Origin of the sequence: Pseudochrobactrum sp. XF203 (assembly GCF_020341615.1) — a bacterium.
GTDB classification, from domain to species: Bacteria; Pseudomonadota; Alphaproteobacteria; order Rhizobiales; family Rhizobiaceae; genus Pseudochrobactrum; species Pseudochrobactrum saccharolyticum.
The window spans coordinates 1,484,830-1,500,189 of the sequence record NZ_CP084392.1 but is presented as its reverse complement, the minus strand read 5'-3'; the positions used below and the strand labels follow the sequence as shown (position 1 = coordinate 1,500,189).

The following is a 15,360-nucleotide window of genomic DNA, read 5'->3' as shown; positions in this document are numbered from 1 at the left end:
TTTTATACGCAGTGTGACAACACGCCACAGCGGTATGATTTTACCGTAAATTCTCCGTTCTGCCGTTTTTCCGTACCGAATAGTTCAATTAATATGGGTATTTAACTCAGGTTTAAAATCATTCTAAATTGTTGATTTTTAGAATGGTTTTAATCTGCACAATTTGACAAGCCTGCCTCTGTGAAGCATTAGAAAATCAAACAGTTACAGTGCAACTTTAAATGTTTGGCCTTGACCCATTCATTTGGAGGAATGATGAATCAGTATAATTTTATGAATGCAGCCAAGGTTGCTTTCTTTTTCAGCGACCATGATGAAAATCAGAACATGATTTCTTCAGGTCATTTGCATATTTCAAATTCATTTTCCGTATTTTCCGGCTTAAACACCGCTTTTTCTATGCATGGTGCAGCATGCTAGTCTGCCATTGCAATGTAATTACTGCCAAAGAAATCGAAAATACTATCATCCAGATGCTGGATGAAGATTGCTGGCAATTGATTGTTCCTGCCAAGGTCTACCATGCTATGAAGAAGCGTGGCCGGTGCTGCGGCTGCTTCCCAAATGTTGTTGAAACGATCATAAGAGTGACTGAAGAATATCATCTTCGGCGCGAGCACAATGATTCTGAGTTCATTGTCTATATTGATCGCGTTCGTGCGTTACGTGAACAATTCGGGAGCAAATGGAATGAAGGGCGACAAAAAGGTCATCGAGCGGCTTAACGAGGCACTTTTCCTCGAACTCGGCGCAGTAAACCAATATTGGCTGCACTACCGCCTCCTGTCTGACTGGGGTTATACCCGTCTGGCGAAAAAGGAACGCGAAGAGTCGATTGAAGAAATGCAGCACGCAGACCGCCTCATCGACCGCATCATTTTCCTCGAAGGCCATCCGAACCTGCAGACTGTTGCGCCGCTGCGTATCGGTCAGACTGTAAAAGAAGTTCTGGAAGCTGATCTGGCCGGTGAATATGACGCCCGCGCCTCTTACAAGAAATCCCGCGAAATCTGCGATGAAGCCGGTGACTATGTCAGCCGTCAGCTTTTTGACGAATTGCTGAAAGATGAGGAAGGCCATATCGACTTCCTCGAAACCCAGCTCGAACTGCTCGGCAAAATCGGCGAAGAACGCTACGGTATGCTCAATGCCGCACCGGCAGATGCAGCTGAATAAAATCGTTATTGCGATTGCAATGAAAGGCTCCGTTCTGCGGGGCCTTTTTTATTACCGGATACTCCGCAACAATCTTACAAATCAGAATTTGAAAAGCAGAATTGCAGTGTTTCCGCTTTGTATCTGCAATTTAATCCTCCTGTTATTTACAGGAGACTCTCTATGGATTTTCGTATCACAGGGCTTTCACCGGAGCCGTTTCGCCACCTATTTGGCTTACCCGATCATAAACTGAAACAGCATCGTGCACTACGCGTATTTGCTGAAGACAGAGGTTATCCTGACCGTATTGAGATGTGTGAGGCTGAAATAGGTGAAAGCCTGCTGCTGCTCAACCATGTCTGCCAAAGCGCAGAAACACCCTATTATGCAACTCATGCGATTTATGTACGCGAGAATGCAGTGGCAGCCTATGACCGGATCAACGAGGTTCCCTCAGTCATGCGCACGCGGCTCCTGTCTTTGCGTGCCTATAATGCTACAGGCATGATTATAGGAGCTGAAGTTGTGCAGGGTACGGATATTGAAGCGGCAATTAAACGTCTCTTCAGCGATCAGAACGCCGCCTATATTCATGCGCATAATGCCGGACGCGGCTGTTATTCCGGTCGTATTGACCGCGCCTGAACCATATAAAAAAGGCTCCGCATTTGCGGAGCCTTTTCATTTCTTCATGTAAGCAGCTTATTGCGGCAGCTTATCGTCAATGCCCTGAACATAGAAGTTCATGCTGACGATTGCTTTATCATCGGCGGTTTCACCGGCTTTGAGCCATTCAGAACCATCCTGCTTTTTCAGCGGGCCGGTAAACGGCTTCAGCTCGCCGGAGGTCAGCTTCTTGATGGTTTCTTCAGCCATTGCTTTCACATCGTCAGGCATATTGGTCAGCGGTGCCATGGCAACCAGACCGGTATTCATGCCGTTGAATGTATTCTGCGACTTCCATGTGCCATCGAGAACAGCTTTGGTGCGCTCGATATAATATGGCGACCAATGGTCGATTGTCGCTGTCAGCTGGGTTTCAGGGCCGAATTTGATCATGTCCGAAGCCTGACCGAATGCCTTGATACCGCGTTCTGCCGCAACCTGAATTGGCGCAGTGGAATCTGTATGCTGGGTGAGAATATCAACGCCCTGATCAATCAGCGCCTTGGCAGCATCTGCTTCTTTACCCGGATCAAACCATGAGTTTGCCCAGATGATCTTGATTTTGAAATCCGGATTAACGGACTGCGCGCCGATCATGAAGGAGTTGATAGCCTGCACAACTTCCGGCACCGGCACGGAACCGATGAAGCCAGCCATACCGTTTTTCGACAATTTGGCAGCGATCTGACCCTGCACATAACGGCCTTCATAGAAGCGCGCATTATAGGCAGATACGTTTTCTGCTGTCTTATAGCCGGTTGCATGTTCAAATTTCACATCAGGAAATTTTTTCGCAACTTTAATGGTCGGATCCATATAGCCGAAAGATGTCGTGAAAATCAGCTTATTGCCTGCACGGGCAAGACGTTCAATCGAACGCTCAGCATCCGCACCTTCCGGCACGCTTTCCAGATAGCTGGTTGTGATCTTATCACCCAGTTCTTTTTCCAGCTCTTTGCGGGCTTCGTCATGCTGGTAGGTCCAGCCGAAATCACCCGGAGGGCCGATATAGATAAAGCCGACCTTCAGCTTTTCTTCAGCCATGGCGGTGCCTGCCATGGCAAGCGTTGCCGCAGTGGCAAGAATTGTTAGCGTTTTCTTCATTGTCCCCGTTCTCCTGTTAAGGTCCGTAATCAAAAAACTGTAAAACGACTTTGTATCAGCCGTCTGGTACAAATAGGCCTCCGGATTATCTATCCGGCACGAAAGGCTTGCCGAGTGATGCCGGTGTATTCATCATTGTCAGGCGGCGGTTACGCGAAATGATCACCAGCACAATGATTGTCGCCAGATATGGCAGTGCCGACAACAGCTGCGGCGGCAGGCCGATGCCGAATGCCTGCGCATGGAGCTGACCGATCGTCACTGCACCAAAAAGATAGGCACCAATCAGCACACGCCAAGGCCGCCATGAAGCAAAAACCACCAGAGCCAGCGCAATCCAGCCACGGCCAGCCGTCATATTTTCCACCCATTGCGGCACATAGACGAGGGAGAGCTGCGCACCGGCGAGCCCCGCACAGGCACCACCGAACAGTACGGCCAGATAACGTGTGCGCACCACATTGATACCGAGCGCATGGGCGGAGCCGTGATTGTCGCCGATAGAGCGCAGTTTAAGCCCTGCCCGTGAGCGGAACAAAAACCAGCTCACGCCAATAACCAGCAGCAATGCGATATAGAAAATCGGGTCTTGTCCGAACAGCAATTTACCGATCAGCGGAATATCGCTCAGATAAGGAATATAGATCGCGCCAAGGCGCACCCCCGGAAGACCGACAAAGCCCTCACCGATCACAGCCGATGCCCCCAGCCCGAGAATGGTCAGAGCCAGACCTGTTGCCACCTGATTTGTGACCAGTGTCAGTGTCAGAAAACCGAACAGCAAGGCGCAGGCTGCCCCCGCAAAAATTGCTGCCATCATGCCGAGCCATGCATTGCCGGTTAAATGAGCGATACCGAAACCGGTGACCGCGCCCATCAGCATCATGCCTTCAACACCGAGATTGAGTACACCGGAGCGTTCAACGACCAGCTCGCCGATGGCGGCAATCAGCAGTGGCGTGGCCGCTGTTGCAATAGTCAGCATAATTGCCTGTGTCATATCCATGGCTCAGGCCTCCCCGCGCAGATCATGCTGACTGCGACTGACAAAACGAATGCGGTAGTGAATGAAAGTATCGCAGGCCAGCACAAAAAACAGGATCATCCCCTGAAACACGCGCGCGGATTTTTCTGAGATACCAATAGAAAGCTGTGCTGCCTCACCGCCGAGATAGGACAATGCCAGCACCAGACCGGCCGCAATAATGCCCAGCGGATTAAGTCGCCCGAGAAAGGCAACAATAATCGCCGTAAATCCGTAGCCCGGTGTAATTGTCGTACGCAGCTGTCCGATAGCGCCGGACACTTCGCCGATACCGGCAAGACCTGCCAGCGCACCGGAGACCAGAAAGGCAAAGAATGTAATCTTGCCCGCACTGAAACCGGCGAAACGCGCTGCACGCGGGCTTTGCCCGACAACCTTGATCTGAAAACCTTTCAGGGTGCTGTGCAGCATGAACCACAGCAGGAATGCAGCAATAATGGCGAAGATGAAGCCCCAATGCGCACGCCCTGCGGCTGACCAGATTTCCGGCAGCACCGCATATTCATGAAACTGACGGCTTTCAGGGAAGTTATTACCTTCCGGATTGCGCCATGGCCCGCGCACCAGCCAGTCCAGAAAGAACTGCGCTACATAGACCAGCATCAGGCTGGTCAGGATCGTATTGGCATTAAAACGGGTTTTTAAAAGCGCCGGAACCGCACCATAAAGCGCACCGCCGACCATCCCCATCAGCAGCATCAGCGGCAGAACATACCAGCCCTGCACGTCCGGATATAATATCGGCAGGATCGAACCGGTAATCGCGCCCATGGTCAGCTGACCTTCGGCACCGATATTCCAGTTATTCGACAGATAACAGACTGAAAGCCCGACAGCGATCAGGATCAGCGGCGCAGCTTTGACCAGCAATTCATGGATCGACCACATATCCAGCAGCGGCTCAATGAAGAACGCATGGAGCGCCGCAAAAGGGTCTTTTCCCATCAGCGCAAACAAAATGGCGCCGCAAATCATTGCAAGCGCCAGTGCTAACAGCGGAGAAATTGCGCTGAACCAACGTGAGGGTTGTGGTCTTTTAATCAGTTCAATACGCATCAGACTGCCCCGCCCATCATCAGGCCGATTTTTTCAGCCGTTACAACATCGCGCGGCATGGCTTCGGATAACTGACCATGATGCATCACTGCGATACGGTCACAAATTTCAAATAATTCATCAAGGTCCTGACTGATGACCAGCACTGCAGAACCCTGACGTGACAGATCCACCAAAGCCTGACGAATACGCATTGCCGCACCGGCATCCACGCCCCATGTCGGCTGATTGACGACAAGAACAGACGGGTTGCGGTCCAGCTCACGACCGATAATGAATTTCTGCAAATTGCCGCCGGACAGCGCACCGGCCACCGGATTTTCCGCATTTTTGCGTACATCCATCATCGCATTGATGCGCTTGGCAGCGGAAGACAATGCAGATTGCGAGATGATTTTGAGCCAGCCACCCTTCAGGAACATTTTTGCATCGGTACGGTAACGCGACAGAAACAGATTATCCGTCAGCGGCAGTTCCGGCACAGCGCCATGTCCCAGACGTTCTTCCGGCACAAAACCTGCTCCCAGCATTCGGCGCTGTGTGATACCGGCAAGACCTGCCTGCTGCCCGCGAATACGGATGGTCGATGCCTGATCCTGCCGCAACTCGCCGGATACAGCTTCAAAAAACTCGCTCTGGCCGTTACCGGCAACACCGGCAATGCCAACCACCTCACCGGCAGCGACATTCAGGGAAATATTACGTAAGGCTGTTGAGAATGGTCCGCGCGGTGCCTGTGAAAGCCCGTCAATCTCCAGCAATGTCGCTTGTTCCGCTGACTTCAATTCAGCTTTCGGACGTTCAACCAGTGCCACATCCTCGCCAACCATCATACGGGCAAGCGACGCTGCGGTTTCCTGCGAAGGCGTGCAATGGGATACGACTTTACCGTGGCGCAGCACGGTTGCGCGGTCGCAAATCTGCTTCACTTCTTCCAGCCGGTGGCTGATATAGAGAATGGATTTGCCTTCGCTTTTCAGGCGATTGAGCGTGATAAACAGCTTGTCCGCTTCCTGCGGTGTCAAAACAGATGTCGGCTCGTCGAGAATAATAAGTTCCGGCTCCTGCAACAGGCAGCGGATAATTTCGATACGCTGGCGCTCCCCGACCGATAAATCGCCGACAAGCGCATTGGTATCGACCGGCAGACCATAAGTCTCACCGATCTGCGAAGCTTTTTGTGCAACTTCATTAAGGGAGAGACCCGCATCCAGTGACAGCGCGATATTTTCTGCAGCGGTCAAACTGTCAAACAGAGAGAAATGCTGAAAAACCATACCAATGCCGAGCTTGCGGGCATAGGCCGGATTATTCATGCGGACTTTGCGTCCCTTCCAGAAAATCTCGCCATCCTGTGGCTGCAAAGAGCCGAACAACATTTTGACAAGCGTGGATTTTCCTGCGCCGTTTTCCCCCAGCAGCGCGTGGATTTCGCCATGTTCAATCGTCAGATCAATCTGGTCACATGCTTTCAGCGCACCAAACTGTTTGGTTAAACGCCGTACATCCAGTAATTGCTCAGCCAGTAATTGTTGAGGTTTTGCGGAAGGTTCTGTCATGTGTCCCCTAGACATTTCTTCCGCCCACCTTATGCCACAGTCAAAAAAATAGGAAAGCCGAAAAGTAATTTATAACAATTCTATGAACACTTTTTGCAAGATGCATAAAGAAATTCCGGCGAAATCAGATTTCGCCGGAATATTGTTTTTCAAATCTGAAAATGATTTTACGGGATCAGTATCGTTGTGCCGGTGGTTTTGCGCGCTTCGAGATCGCGCTGCGCCTGTGCGGCATCCCGCAATGCATAGGTCTGATTGACATTGATTTTGACTGCGCCGCTGGCAACCACATCAAACAGCGCCTGCGCCGCACGTTCCAGCTCTTCCCTTGTGGCAATATAAGAACCAAGCGTCGGGCGGGTTGCATAAAGCGAACCATATTGATTGAGCAGTGCCAGCTCGAATGGCGGCACCGGCCCCGATGCATTGCCATAGCTCACAAACAAGCCACGCGGCTGCAGAACTTGCAGCGACGCAGGGAACGTATCTTTGCCAACACTGTCATAGACCACCGGCAGGCCTTTGCCGCCGGTGATTTCCTTCACCTTCTCGACGAAATTATCTTCACGGTAATTGATAACATGGTCATAGCCGAGGGACAGCGCGAGATCGATTTTCTCCTGCGATCCGGCAGTGCCGATGACCGTTGCACCAAGATGCTTCGCCCACTGGCCGGCAATCTGCCCGACACCGCCGGCGGCGGCATGGATCAGGATCGTATCGCCCTTCTGCACCTTGTAGGTCAGGTTAATCAGATAATAGGCTGTCATGCCTTTCAGCATCATGGATGCGGCAAGGCGCAAATCCATATTATCCGGCACTTTAACCAGACGATCCGCAGCAATCAGCCGTTCATCCGCATAAGAACCCATAGCACCTGTATAGGCTACACGGTCACCGACCTTCACATTCGTCACGCCTTCACCGACAGCGACGACTGTACCTGCGCCCTCCTGCCCCGGAATGAAAGGCAGTTGCGGTGCTTTATAAAGACCGGTACGGAAATAGACATCGATAAAATTCAATCCGACCGCTTCATGGCGGATACGTGCCTCGCCTGCTTTAGGCTGCCCAAGTTCGACCTGTTCATATTTCAGAACATCAGCACCACCGGTTTCACGGATCAGAATTGCATTTATCATTGTCAGAATTCCCTGTTATTTCGCAGCAGTTTTAAGACCAAGATTAGGCAGGAACTGCATCACGATACCGATGCAGTAGAGATAAATACCGGTGACGGAAATACCGATGCGCACCCAGAGCGGTGCATCCATCTGATAGAAAATACCCGCCACACCGAAAACGCACCATAGCAGAAACACTGTGAGATTGAGCGGACGCAGACGCACCACGCGCACCGGATGCAGAAAATTCAGCGGCATGAAAGACAGGATCGCCGAGACAACAACAACCGCAAAAGCTGTCCATTCACCCGGACCGACGATGAACAGGGTGAAGACCACCATATTCCAGACCACAGGGAAACCCTTAAAGAAGTTTTCTTTGGTCTTCATGCCGGTATCAGCATAATAAATCGCACTGCTGATAACGATGATCGCGCCTGACAGGAACGACAGGCCGTGCCCCATGAAACCGCTCTGATAAAGCGCAAATGCAGGGATCAGCACATAAGTGACATAATCGATGATATTATCGAGAAGCTCGCCCGACCAGTTTGGCAGGACATATTTCACTTCCAGCTTGCGGGCGATCGGCCCGTCAATACCATCGACGAAAAGTGCCAGCCCGAGCCAGAGAAACATTGCCGTCCAGTTTTCTTCACTGGCAGCAACCAGTGACAGAAAGGCCAGAAAGGAGCCGGAAGCCGTTAACAGGTGAACAGAAAAAGCCCTGACCTGAGGCAGAGTGACTTTTTTAGCTTTCAGTTTGTCTGTCAGTTTCGCTTTCAAGATCTTTGCCGATTCTGTTACAAAAAATTAATGAATTATCAGTCCTGACAGCTTTTGTCGAAAAACACCAAAAGTGCAAGAAAAGCTGACTTGAAAAACAGACAAAATGTCGCTCATCCAAAGAAGTTACCTGCTATAAGTGACTATCTCCGCTTTAAGCATATGTTTTTAGTGTCGTAACGGCGACTTATGGCCTAAAAGAATGAGCAGGCAAATCTGCTTATGGTTTTTAAAAATTAGCAGGATATTCCGGTGATTTGACTGTTGGATTGTCAAAATCCGGATAACAAAGAGGTGCATTATGTCAGGCTCCGTTCATTCATCAGAGTTCACTTCGGCGCGCATTCTTGTGAGCGGCAGCGGCCCTGCGGGAATGATTGCGGCACTGGCGATGGCGCAGGCGGGCTATGATATTCTGCTCGCGGGTCCGGTAAGCGATCAGGATGACCGACGCACCACAGCATTGATGATGCCTGCTATTGAATATCTCGACAGTCTCGGCGTTTGGCAGACGATCCGTCCGGATACAGCCGCCCTCGCCTCCATGCGCATTGTTGACGGCACGCGCAGACTGATCCGCAGTCCTGCGGTGACATTCCGCGCTTCGGAAATCGGCACGGAAGCTTTCGGCTATAATATTCCCAATCTGGTGCTGAACCGGGTGCTGCATGAAGCTGTAACCGCGCATCCGCGCATTGCCCGTAATTTCAGCAATGCTACCGCCTATCAGCACAATAGCGACAATATTTCTGTCACTTTCAGCGACGGACAGGTTGTGAGCACTCCACTGGTCGTGGCAGCTGACGGCCGCAATAGTCTGGCACGTGATGCAGCCGGCATTCAAACCCGCCGCTGGCGCTATCCGCAAACGGCAGTTGTGTGCTCGTTCAGCCATAAAGTACCACATCAGAATATTTCAACCGAATTCCACACCGAGGACGGTCCTTTCACGCAGGTGCCGCTCCCCGGCAATCGCTCCAGCCTCGTTTGGGTTGCCAATCCGCGCTATGCTGAAAAGCTGATGGCGCTCGACAGCGAACAGCTTGCCCGTGAGATTGAAACAAAAATGCAATCCATGCTCGGGCAGATTACAGTTGATACCAAACAGCAGGCATGGCCGCTTTCCGGTCTGGTACCGCTGAAATTTGCAGCTAAGCGTACCATTCTGATCGGCGAAGCAGCGCATGTTTTCCCGCCGATCGGTGCTCAGGGACTCAATCTCGGTACCCGCGATGTGGAAACTCTGATCACCGCTCTGAGCAAAGACAAAGAGGATGCCGGTTCTGACCGCGTTATCCGCGCTTATGATAGCGGTCGCCGCCCTGATATTCTGGCACGTACCGGCTCGGTCGATGTGCTGAACCGCACACTGTTGTCAGACTTCCTGCCTGCGCAGATCATTCGCGGCACCGGACTGGAAATCCTGCGTGTTGTACCGCCGCTGCGTGCTTTTTTCATGCGTGAGGGGCTGCGTCCCGGTGGCGGCTTCAAAGCCCTGCTGCCGTCGTTCTCCGCAGCAAATAAGAAGACGACACTGCCAACTGTCACGCCACATCACGACGGATCACAATGAGTGCTTTTGAAGTAAAATATGCACGTTTCCAGATCGGACAGGTGGTGCGTCACCGCCTGTTACCGTTTCGCGGTATCATTTTCGATGTTGATCCGGAATTCGCCAATACGGAAGAATGGTACATGTCCATTCCCGAAGCCTCACGCCCGAAACGTGAGCAGCCGTTTTATCATGTGCTGGCAGAGAATGAGGAAACGGATTACGTAGCCTATGTTTCCGAGCAAAATCTGGAAGAGGATGAAAGCGGCGAACCGCTGCGCCACCCGCAAATCGGTGACTATTTCGACATCGACAGTCAGGGCGAATATCGCTTTAAAGCTGCACCTCTGAATTAAAGTCCGCTTAAAAGCGGTGAGCGCCATTGTTCAAACCGCTCTTTGAGGTGATTGAGTTGCAAACTATCCGGCAGGATGACATCCATTCCGCCGTCATAAACATAAAATAGCTGCGCTTTTTGATTTACAAACAAAATGCCTGATATTTTCCCATGGAGAATGAGAGGAAATAGCTCGTCAAATGCGCCGCTTTTCCAATGATCTTGTTTATAGAGAAAACGGGATTTGCACTTATCTCCATCATTGTCAAAATATGTTTTTATACCTGAACTTTTAAAGCCCATCCTGAAAAAGCTTAAAGTTTTACTGGTTGCAGATTTTTCAATGTCAGTATCATACACCAACCAAAGTGGTTCATTATCAGTGAAAATTGCAGAGGCAATGCTGTTAAATCGCTCTAAAATCTTCTGCTGCTCAGCAACATTACAAGGATAGCGCTTTCCTTCAGGCAATGCGTAAAATCGTACCCATTGCTGCCGTTTTTCTTCCCGCAGAAGATACATCAAAGGCAGCGAGCCTGAATATATACTATTCCAGAATTGTGAAAACGGGGTGCTGCGCATGGATACCTGCTTTAAACGATAAACAAAAAGGCCGGATTGCTCCGGCCTTTTCTTATTTCAGTTATGCGCGGCGAAGATCCGGCGGTGTTGCCTCTTCGCGCAATGAGCTCAGCGCTTCATCCAGCGTCATTGGTGTCTGGTCGCGGGAGCCGAGACGACGTACATTCACTGTACGCTCTTCTGCTTCACGCTTACCAAGCACCAGAATAACCGGCACTTTCTGCAGCGAGTGTTCACGCACCTTGTAGTTGATCTTTTCGTTGCGGAAGTCAGTTGTTACCTGCAAACCTGCTTTTTTGAACAGGTTAGCAACTTCCTGACCATATTCATCCGCTTCCGAAGTGATCGTTGCCACAACAACCTGAATTGGTGCGAACCACAGCGGCATATGACCGGCAAAGTTCTCGATCAGAATACCGAGGAAACGCTCCATCGAGCCACAAATAGCGCGGTGGATCATAACCGGCTGCTGCTTCTCGGAATTGTTGTCGATATAGAAGGCACCGAAGCGTTCCGGCAGATTGAAGTCAACCTGCGTTGTACCGCACTGCCATTCACGACCGATCGCGTCTTTCAGCGTATATTCGAACTTAGGACCGTAGAACGCACCCTCACCTGGCAGAATGCCGGTTTTAATGCGACCGCCGGAATTGGCTTCGATTGTTTTGAGCACTTCGCCCATAACGCTTTCTGCACGATCCCACAGCGCATCATCACCCACGCGCTTTTCAGGACGTGTGGAGAGCTTGACCGTGATCTGATCGAAGCCGAAATCGGCATAAGTCGAGAGGATCAGGTCGTTAATGCGCAGGCATTCATCCGCCATCTGCTCGTCTGTACAGAAGATATGCGCATCATCCTGCGTAAAGCCGCGAACACGCATCAGGCCATGCAGTGCACCGGATGGCTCATAACGATGAACATTACCGAATTCCGCCATTTTGATCGGCAAATCGCGATAGGATTTCAAACCATGTTTGAAAATCTGCACGTGACCCGGACAGTTCATCGGCTTCAGCGCGAAAACGCGGTCATCCTCAGTGTCATCACCGGCAGTGGTGACCTTGAACATGTTGTCTTTATACCAGCCCCAGTGACCGGATGTTTCCCAAAGGGACTTATCCAGCACCTGCGGTGCGTTGACTTCCTGATAGCCATGATCGTCGAGACGACGGCGCATATAGCTGACAAGGCTCTGGAACATGCGCCAGCCCTTGGAATGCCAGAACACAACGCCCGGACCTTCTTCCTGAAAATGGAACAGATCCATTTCACGGCCAAGGCGGCGATGGTCGCGCTTTTCAGCTTCTTCCAGCATGGTCAGATATTGCTGCAGATCAGCATCATTCGCGAAAGCTGTACCGTAAATACGCGTCAGCATCGGATTATTGCTGTCACCGCGCCAATAAGCACCGGCAACTTTCATCAGCTTGAACGCATTGCCGATCTGGCCTGTGGACGCCATATGCGGACCACGGCAAAGATCGAACCAGTCGCCCTGATAATAGATCTTCAGATCCTGACCTTCAGGGATCGCGTCAATCAGCTCAACCTTATAGGATTCACCCTTATCCGAGAAAACCTGCTTGGCTTTTTCGCGTGTCCAGACTTCGCGTGTGAACGACTTGTTGCGGGCAATGATTTCACGCATTTTCTTTTCGATAACCGGCAGGTCATCGGGTGTGAAAGGCTCATTGCGGGCGAAGTCATAATAGAAGCCGTTTTCGATAACCGGTCCGATTGTGACCTGCGTGCCAGGGAAAAGCTCCTGCACAGCTTCAGCCAGAACGTGGGCGCAGTCGTGGCGGATCAGCTCCAGCGCACGCGGATCTTCACGGGTGAGAATCTCGACTTTGCCTGATGCGCCAAGCGGCTCGGACAAATCACGCACGGTGCCGTCAACCGCATAGGCGACAGACTTCTTAGCCAGTGATTTGGAGATGGATTCGGCAAGCGCCAGACCGGTCATGGCCGGATCATATTCGCGCTGTGAGCCGTCGGGAAATTCGAGAGTAATAAGATCAGACATTGTCATCCTCATCCAGTCCCGCCAACGATTGCGGGTGGTTATTTAGAGCAAAATAAACGCTTTCCGGCTCCTGCAAAACGAAGTGCAGATGCGACCGGCAGCGTCTCTATAATCAATCTAAACGGGGAAATAAACCTTTCCCCCGTAAAAGCTTAGTCATTATCGGGTTTTGCAGCGGAAATGTGCCAATAACGCCACGGAAAATACCATTTATAGCACGGTTCCAGCACTTCCGGCACGCGGTCTATGCCGCAGGTGCCGAACGGCCCGCAACGCATAACCCGAAACAAGCCCATCCAGCCGCCGGTCCACAAACCGTAACGGGCAATAGCCTCATAGGCATATTCGGAACAGGTAGGCATATGACGGCAGGAATTGCCGATAAAGCCTGATAAAGTCAGCTGATAAAGCCGCACAAGACCTGTACCCAGCAAACGATCCGGTGTTTTACGCCATGCGCCCTGATAATTACGGCTGTATTTTTTGCGGGGTTTGGTTTCAGGCTGCGGGCACATATCGCTTACACGGCAGCTTTTGCGGCAATCTGATCCAGACAGTCAACAACAGCATCAAATGTCAGCAAAGTAGATGCATGACGGGCTTTATAGTCACGCACCGGCTCGAAAAAACGCAAATCTTCAAAGCGGCCTTCAGGCGGCGCACCATTATCTTTCAGCATTGCAGTCATTTGCGCCTGCAATTCACGCAGTTCAGCTTCTGTGGAGCCGATAATATGACGTGCCATCACCGAGGATGTCGCCTGCCCCAAAGCACAGGCCTTTACCTCATGCGCGAAATCTACGACAATACCATCTCTGACTTTGAGATCGACAATCACTGTAGAACCGCAAAGTTTTGAATGCGCCTTAGCTGTTGCATCCGGCGACTGAAGACGACCAATATGCGGAATGTTACCGGCAAATTCGAGAATCCGGGCATTATACATATCATTGATCATCCGGTTTCTCCTTCAGCATGTTCCGGCGCATTGCCGGACATGATTGTATAAGTGGCTATATAAATATTTCATTTCAAGCCGCTATAGAGAATAGCACAACCGAAATACGACATAAATCGGCTGTCTTTGCTCTTTTAATATCTTCGACATACTTTATATAGGACAGGCATTTGCCTTTTGCGGATATTTCCGCGACAGTCAATGCAAACAGGCAGAGCAGGCCTTTGGCTGTATTCTGCAAAACGCCAGATAACTGCCCCGACATAAATGCCAAGCCTTCAGCGGTACAGCTAAGATTACCGCCTGAGCAAGCTTCGTAACAGTGTCCGTTTAACTCGTCTCTCCACAGAGAGAGACTACGGGAGCTCGATATGAACAAGCACATTTCCGATTCACAGACCAGCAATGTTGCACGCCCGACAAAGGCTGAAGCAGAGGCCGCTGTAAAAACATTGCTGCTCTGGATGGGAGAAGATCCGTCGCGCGAAGGGTTGCTTGAAACCCCGAAACGCGTGGCAAAAGCCTATAAAGAACTGTTTTCCGGCTATCATCAGTCACCGGAAGAAGAGCTCGGCACTGTTTTTGAAGAAGTTGCCGGCTACAAAGACATGGTTCTCATCAAAGACATCAAGTTCTTCTCGCATTGCGAACATCATATGGTGCCGATTATCGGCAAGGCACATATCGGCTATCTGCCGAATGGCTCCGTTGTCGGCCTGTCGAAAATTGCGCGTGTCGTTGATATGTTTGCCCATCGCCTGCAGACACAGGAAAGCATGACTGCGCAGATTGCTCACAGCATTCAGAATATTCTCAAGCCCCTCGGCGTTGCTGTCTTGATTGAAGCGGAACATATGTGCATGGCTATGCGCGGCATTCGCAAACAGGGATCAACCACATTGACAACCACCTTTACAGGCGCTTTCGAGCAGGATGTTGCCAATCAGGTTCGGTTCATGACCATGCTGCGGAGCGGTTCATGACCAAGCTGCCTGCCGATTTCCCTGCACAGACCGACAAGCACAGCACCGAAGAAGGTGCTGTCTTTGCGCCCCGCTTTGACAGTTCAGGTCTGATAACCGCAGTTGTGACAAGTGCGGATGACGGCGAATTACTGATGGTTGCGCATATGAACAGTGAAGCCCTGCGGCTGACACTGGAAACCGGCATTGCCCATTACTGGTCGCGGTCACGCAAGTCGCTTTGGAAGAAAGGCGAAACCTCCGGCAATCTGCAGACTGTTATTGAGATGCGTACAGACTGCGATCAGGATGCCCTGTGGCTCAAGGTCAGAGTTGCCGGTAATGGCCCGACATGCCACACAGATCGTCACTCCTGTTTTTACCGCACGGTAGACATTTCAGGCAACAACGTCATTTTACATAAATAAATCAAACTATTAGA

The 15,360-nt window shown here is 51.0% G+C and carries 17 protein-coding genes; 7 read left to right on the top strand and 10 right to left on the bottom strand.

All coding sequences use genetic code 11. The features are described from left to right. Positions 1–413 precede the first annotated feature (413 nt). From LDL70_RS06620 to LDL70_RS06610, 3 genes are all read left to right on the top strand, one after another. Positions 414–725: a (2Fe-2S)-binding protein gene (locus tag LDL70_RS06620; protein WP_075655248.1), complete on the top strand. Its 312-nt coding sequence runs from the start codon at positions 414–416 to the stop codon at positions 723–725. Next, positions 691–1,176: a bacterioferritin gene (gene bfr, locus LDL70_RS06615; RefSeq protein WP_022712114.1), complete on the top strand. Its 486-nt coding sequence runs from the start codon at positions 691–693 to the stop codon at positions 1,174–1,176. Before LDL70_RS06620 ends, bfr begins: the two co-directional genes overlap by 35 nt. A gap of 162 nt (positions 1,177–1,338) precedes the next feature. Beyond that, the gene (locus tag LDL70_RS06610) at positions 1,339–1,803 is read left to right on the top strand and encodes a DUF1203 domain-containing protein (protein ID WP_225687911.1); all 465 of its coding nucleotides are present in this window, start codon (positions 1,339–1,341) and stop codon (positions 1,801–1,803) included. A gap of 57 nt (positions 1,804–1,860) precedes the next feature. Here the strand turns inward: LDL70_RS06610 and LDL70_RS06605 are convergent, their stop codons facing one another. From LDL70_RS06605 to pcsA, 6 genes are all read right to left on the bottom strand, one after another. Next, on the bottom strand, positions 1,861–2,928 hold the full coding sequence (locus LDL70_RS06605) for a BMP family ABC transporter substrate-binding protein (RefSeq protein ID WP_075655252.1): 1,068 nt from the start codon (positions 2,926–2,928) through the stop codon (positions 1,861–1,863). An 85-nt stretch (positions 2,929–3,013) separates the two neighbouring features. Continuing rightward, positions 3,014–3,934, bottom strand: a complete 921-nt coding sequence (locus tag LDL70_RS06600) for an ABC transporter permease (protein WP_225687909.1) — start codon at positions 3,932–3,934, stop codon at positions 3,014–3,016. A 3-nt stretch (positions 3,935–3,937) separates the two neighbouring features. Beyond that, on the bottom strand, positions 3,938–5,029 hold the full coding sequence (locus LDL70_RS06595) for an ABC transporter permease (RefSeq protein ID WP_225687907.1): 1,092 nt from the start codon (positions 5,027–5,029) through the stop codon (positions 3,938–3,940). After that, on the bottom strand, positions 5,029–6,588 hold the full coding sequence (locus LDL70_RS06590) for an ABC transporter ATP-binding protein (RefSeq protein WP_225687906.1): 1,560 nt from the start codon (positions 6,586–6,588) through the stop codon (positions 5,029–5,031). The genes LDL70_RS06595 and LDL70_RS06590 overlap by 1 nt, the downstream gene beginning before the upstream one ends. Before the next feature lie 167 nt (positions 6,589–6,755). Beyond that, positions 6,756–7,730 carry a quinone oxidoreductase gene (locus LDL70_RS06585; protein ID WP_075655260.1) on the bottom strand — a complete coding sequence of 325 codons (975 nt, stop codon included), beginning with the start codon at positions 7,728–7,730 and terminating at the stop codon, positions 6,756–6,758. 15 nt (positions 7,731–7,745) lie between these two features. After that, positions 7,746–8,498: a phosphatidylcholine synthase gene (gene pcsA / locus LDL70_RS06580; protein WP_022712121.1), complete on the bottom strand. Its 753-nt coding sequence runs from the start codon at positions 8,496–8,498 to the stop codon at positions 7,746–7,748. Positions 8,499–8,799: 301 nt separating this feature from the next. Here pcsA and LDL70_RS06575 point away from each other — a divergent pair, with 301 nt between their 5' ends. Together LDL70_RS06575 and hspQ are read left to right on the top strand one after the other, a co-directional pair. Beyond that, the gene (locus LDL70_RS06575; RefSeq protein WP_225687904.1) at positions 8,800–10,071 is read left to right on the top strand and encodes a UbiH/UbiF family hydroxylase; all 1,272 of its coding nucleotides are present in this window, start codon (positions 8,800–8,802) and stop codon (positions 10,069–10,071) included. Continuing rightward, entirely contained in the window at positions 10,068–10,406 is a 339-nt protein-coding gene (gene hspQ / locus LDL70_RS06570; RefSeq protein WP_022712123.1) for a heat shock protein HspQ, read from the top strand. Before LDL70_RS06575 ends, hspQ begins: the two co-directional genes overlap by 4 nt. On the opposite strand, the gene LDL70_RS06565 is transcribed toward hspQ, so the two are convergent. From LDL70_RS06565 to LDL70_RS06550, 4 genes are all read right to left on the bottom strand, one after another. Next, complete coding sequence (locus LDL70_RS06565; RefSeq protein ID WP_225687902.1) at positions 10,403–10,969, bottom strand: hypothetical protein; 567 nt, start codon at positions 10,967–10,969, stop codon at positions 10,403–10,405. The genes hspQ and LDL70_RS06565 overlap by 4 nt on opposite strands. Positions 10,970–11,030: 61 nt before the next feature. Beyond that, positions 11,031–12,998: a threonine--tRNA ligase gene (gene thrS, locus LDL70_RS06560; protein WP_221719637.1), complete on the bottom strand. Its 1,968-nt coding sequence runs from the start codon at positions 12,996–12,998 to the stop codon at positions 11,031–11,033. Positions 12,999–13,150: 152 nt separating this feature from the next. Beyond that, on the bottom strand, positions 13,151–13,513 hold the full coding sequence (yidD, locus tag LDL70_RS06555) for a membrane protein insertion efficiency factor YidD (RefSeq protein WP_225687900.1): 363 nt from the start codon (positions 13,511–13,513) through the stop codon (positions 13,151–13,153). A 5-nt stretch (positions 13,514–13,518) separates the two neighbouring features. Further along, positions 13,519–13,956, bottom strand: a complete 438-nt coding sequence (locus tag LDL70_RS06550; protein ID WP_075655270.1) for an iron-sulfur cluster assembly scaffold protein — start codon at positions 13,954–13,956, stop codon at positions 13,519–13,521. A gap of 371 nt (positions 13,957–14,327) precedes the next feature. On the opposite strand from LDL70_RS06550, the gene folE reads away from it, so the two are divergent. Further along, a complete protein-coding gene (folE, locus tag LDL70_RS06545; protein ID WP_116088007.1) occupies positions 14,328–14,939 on the top strand; it encodes a GTP cyclohydrolase I FolE in 612 nt (203 codons plus the stop codon). After that, the gene (hisI, locus tag LDL70_RS06540; RefSeq protein WP_022709988.1) at positions 14,936–15,346 is read left to right on the top strand and encodes a phosphoribosyl-AMP cyclohydrolase; all 411 of its coding nucleotides are present in this window, start codon (positions 14,936–14,938) and stop codon (positions 15,344–15,346) included. The genes folE and hisI overlap by 4 nt, the downstream gene beginning before the upstream one ends. Positions 15,347–15,360 lie beyond the last annotated feature (14 nt).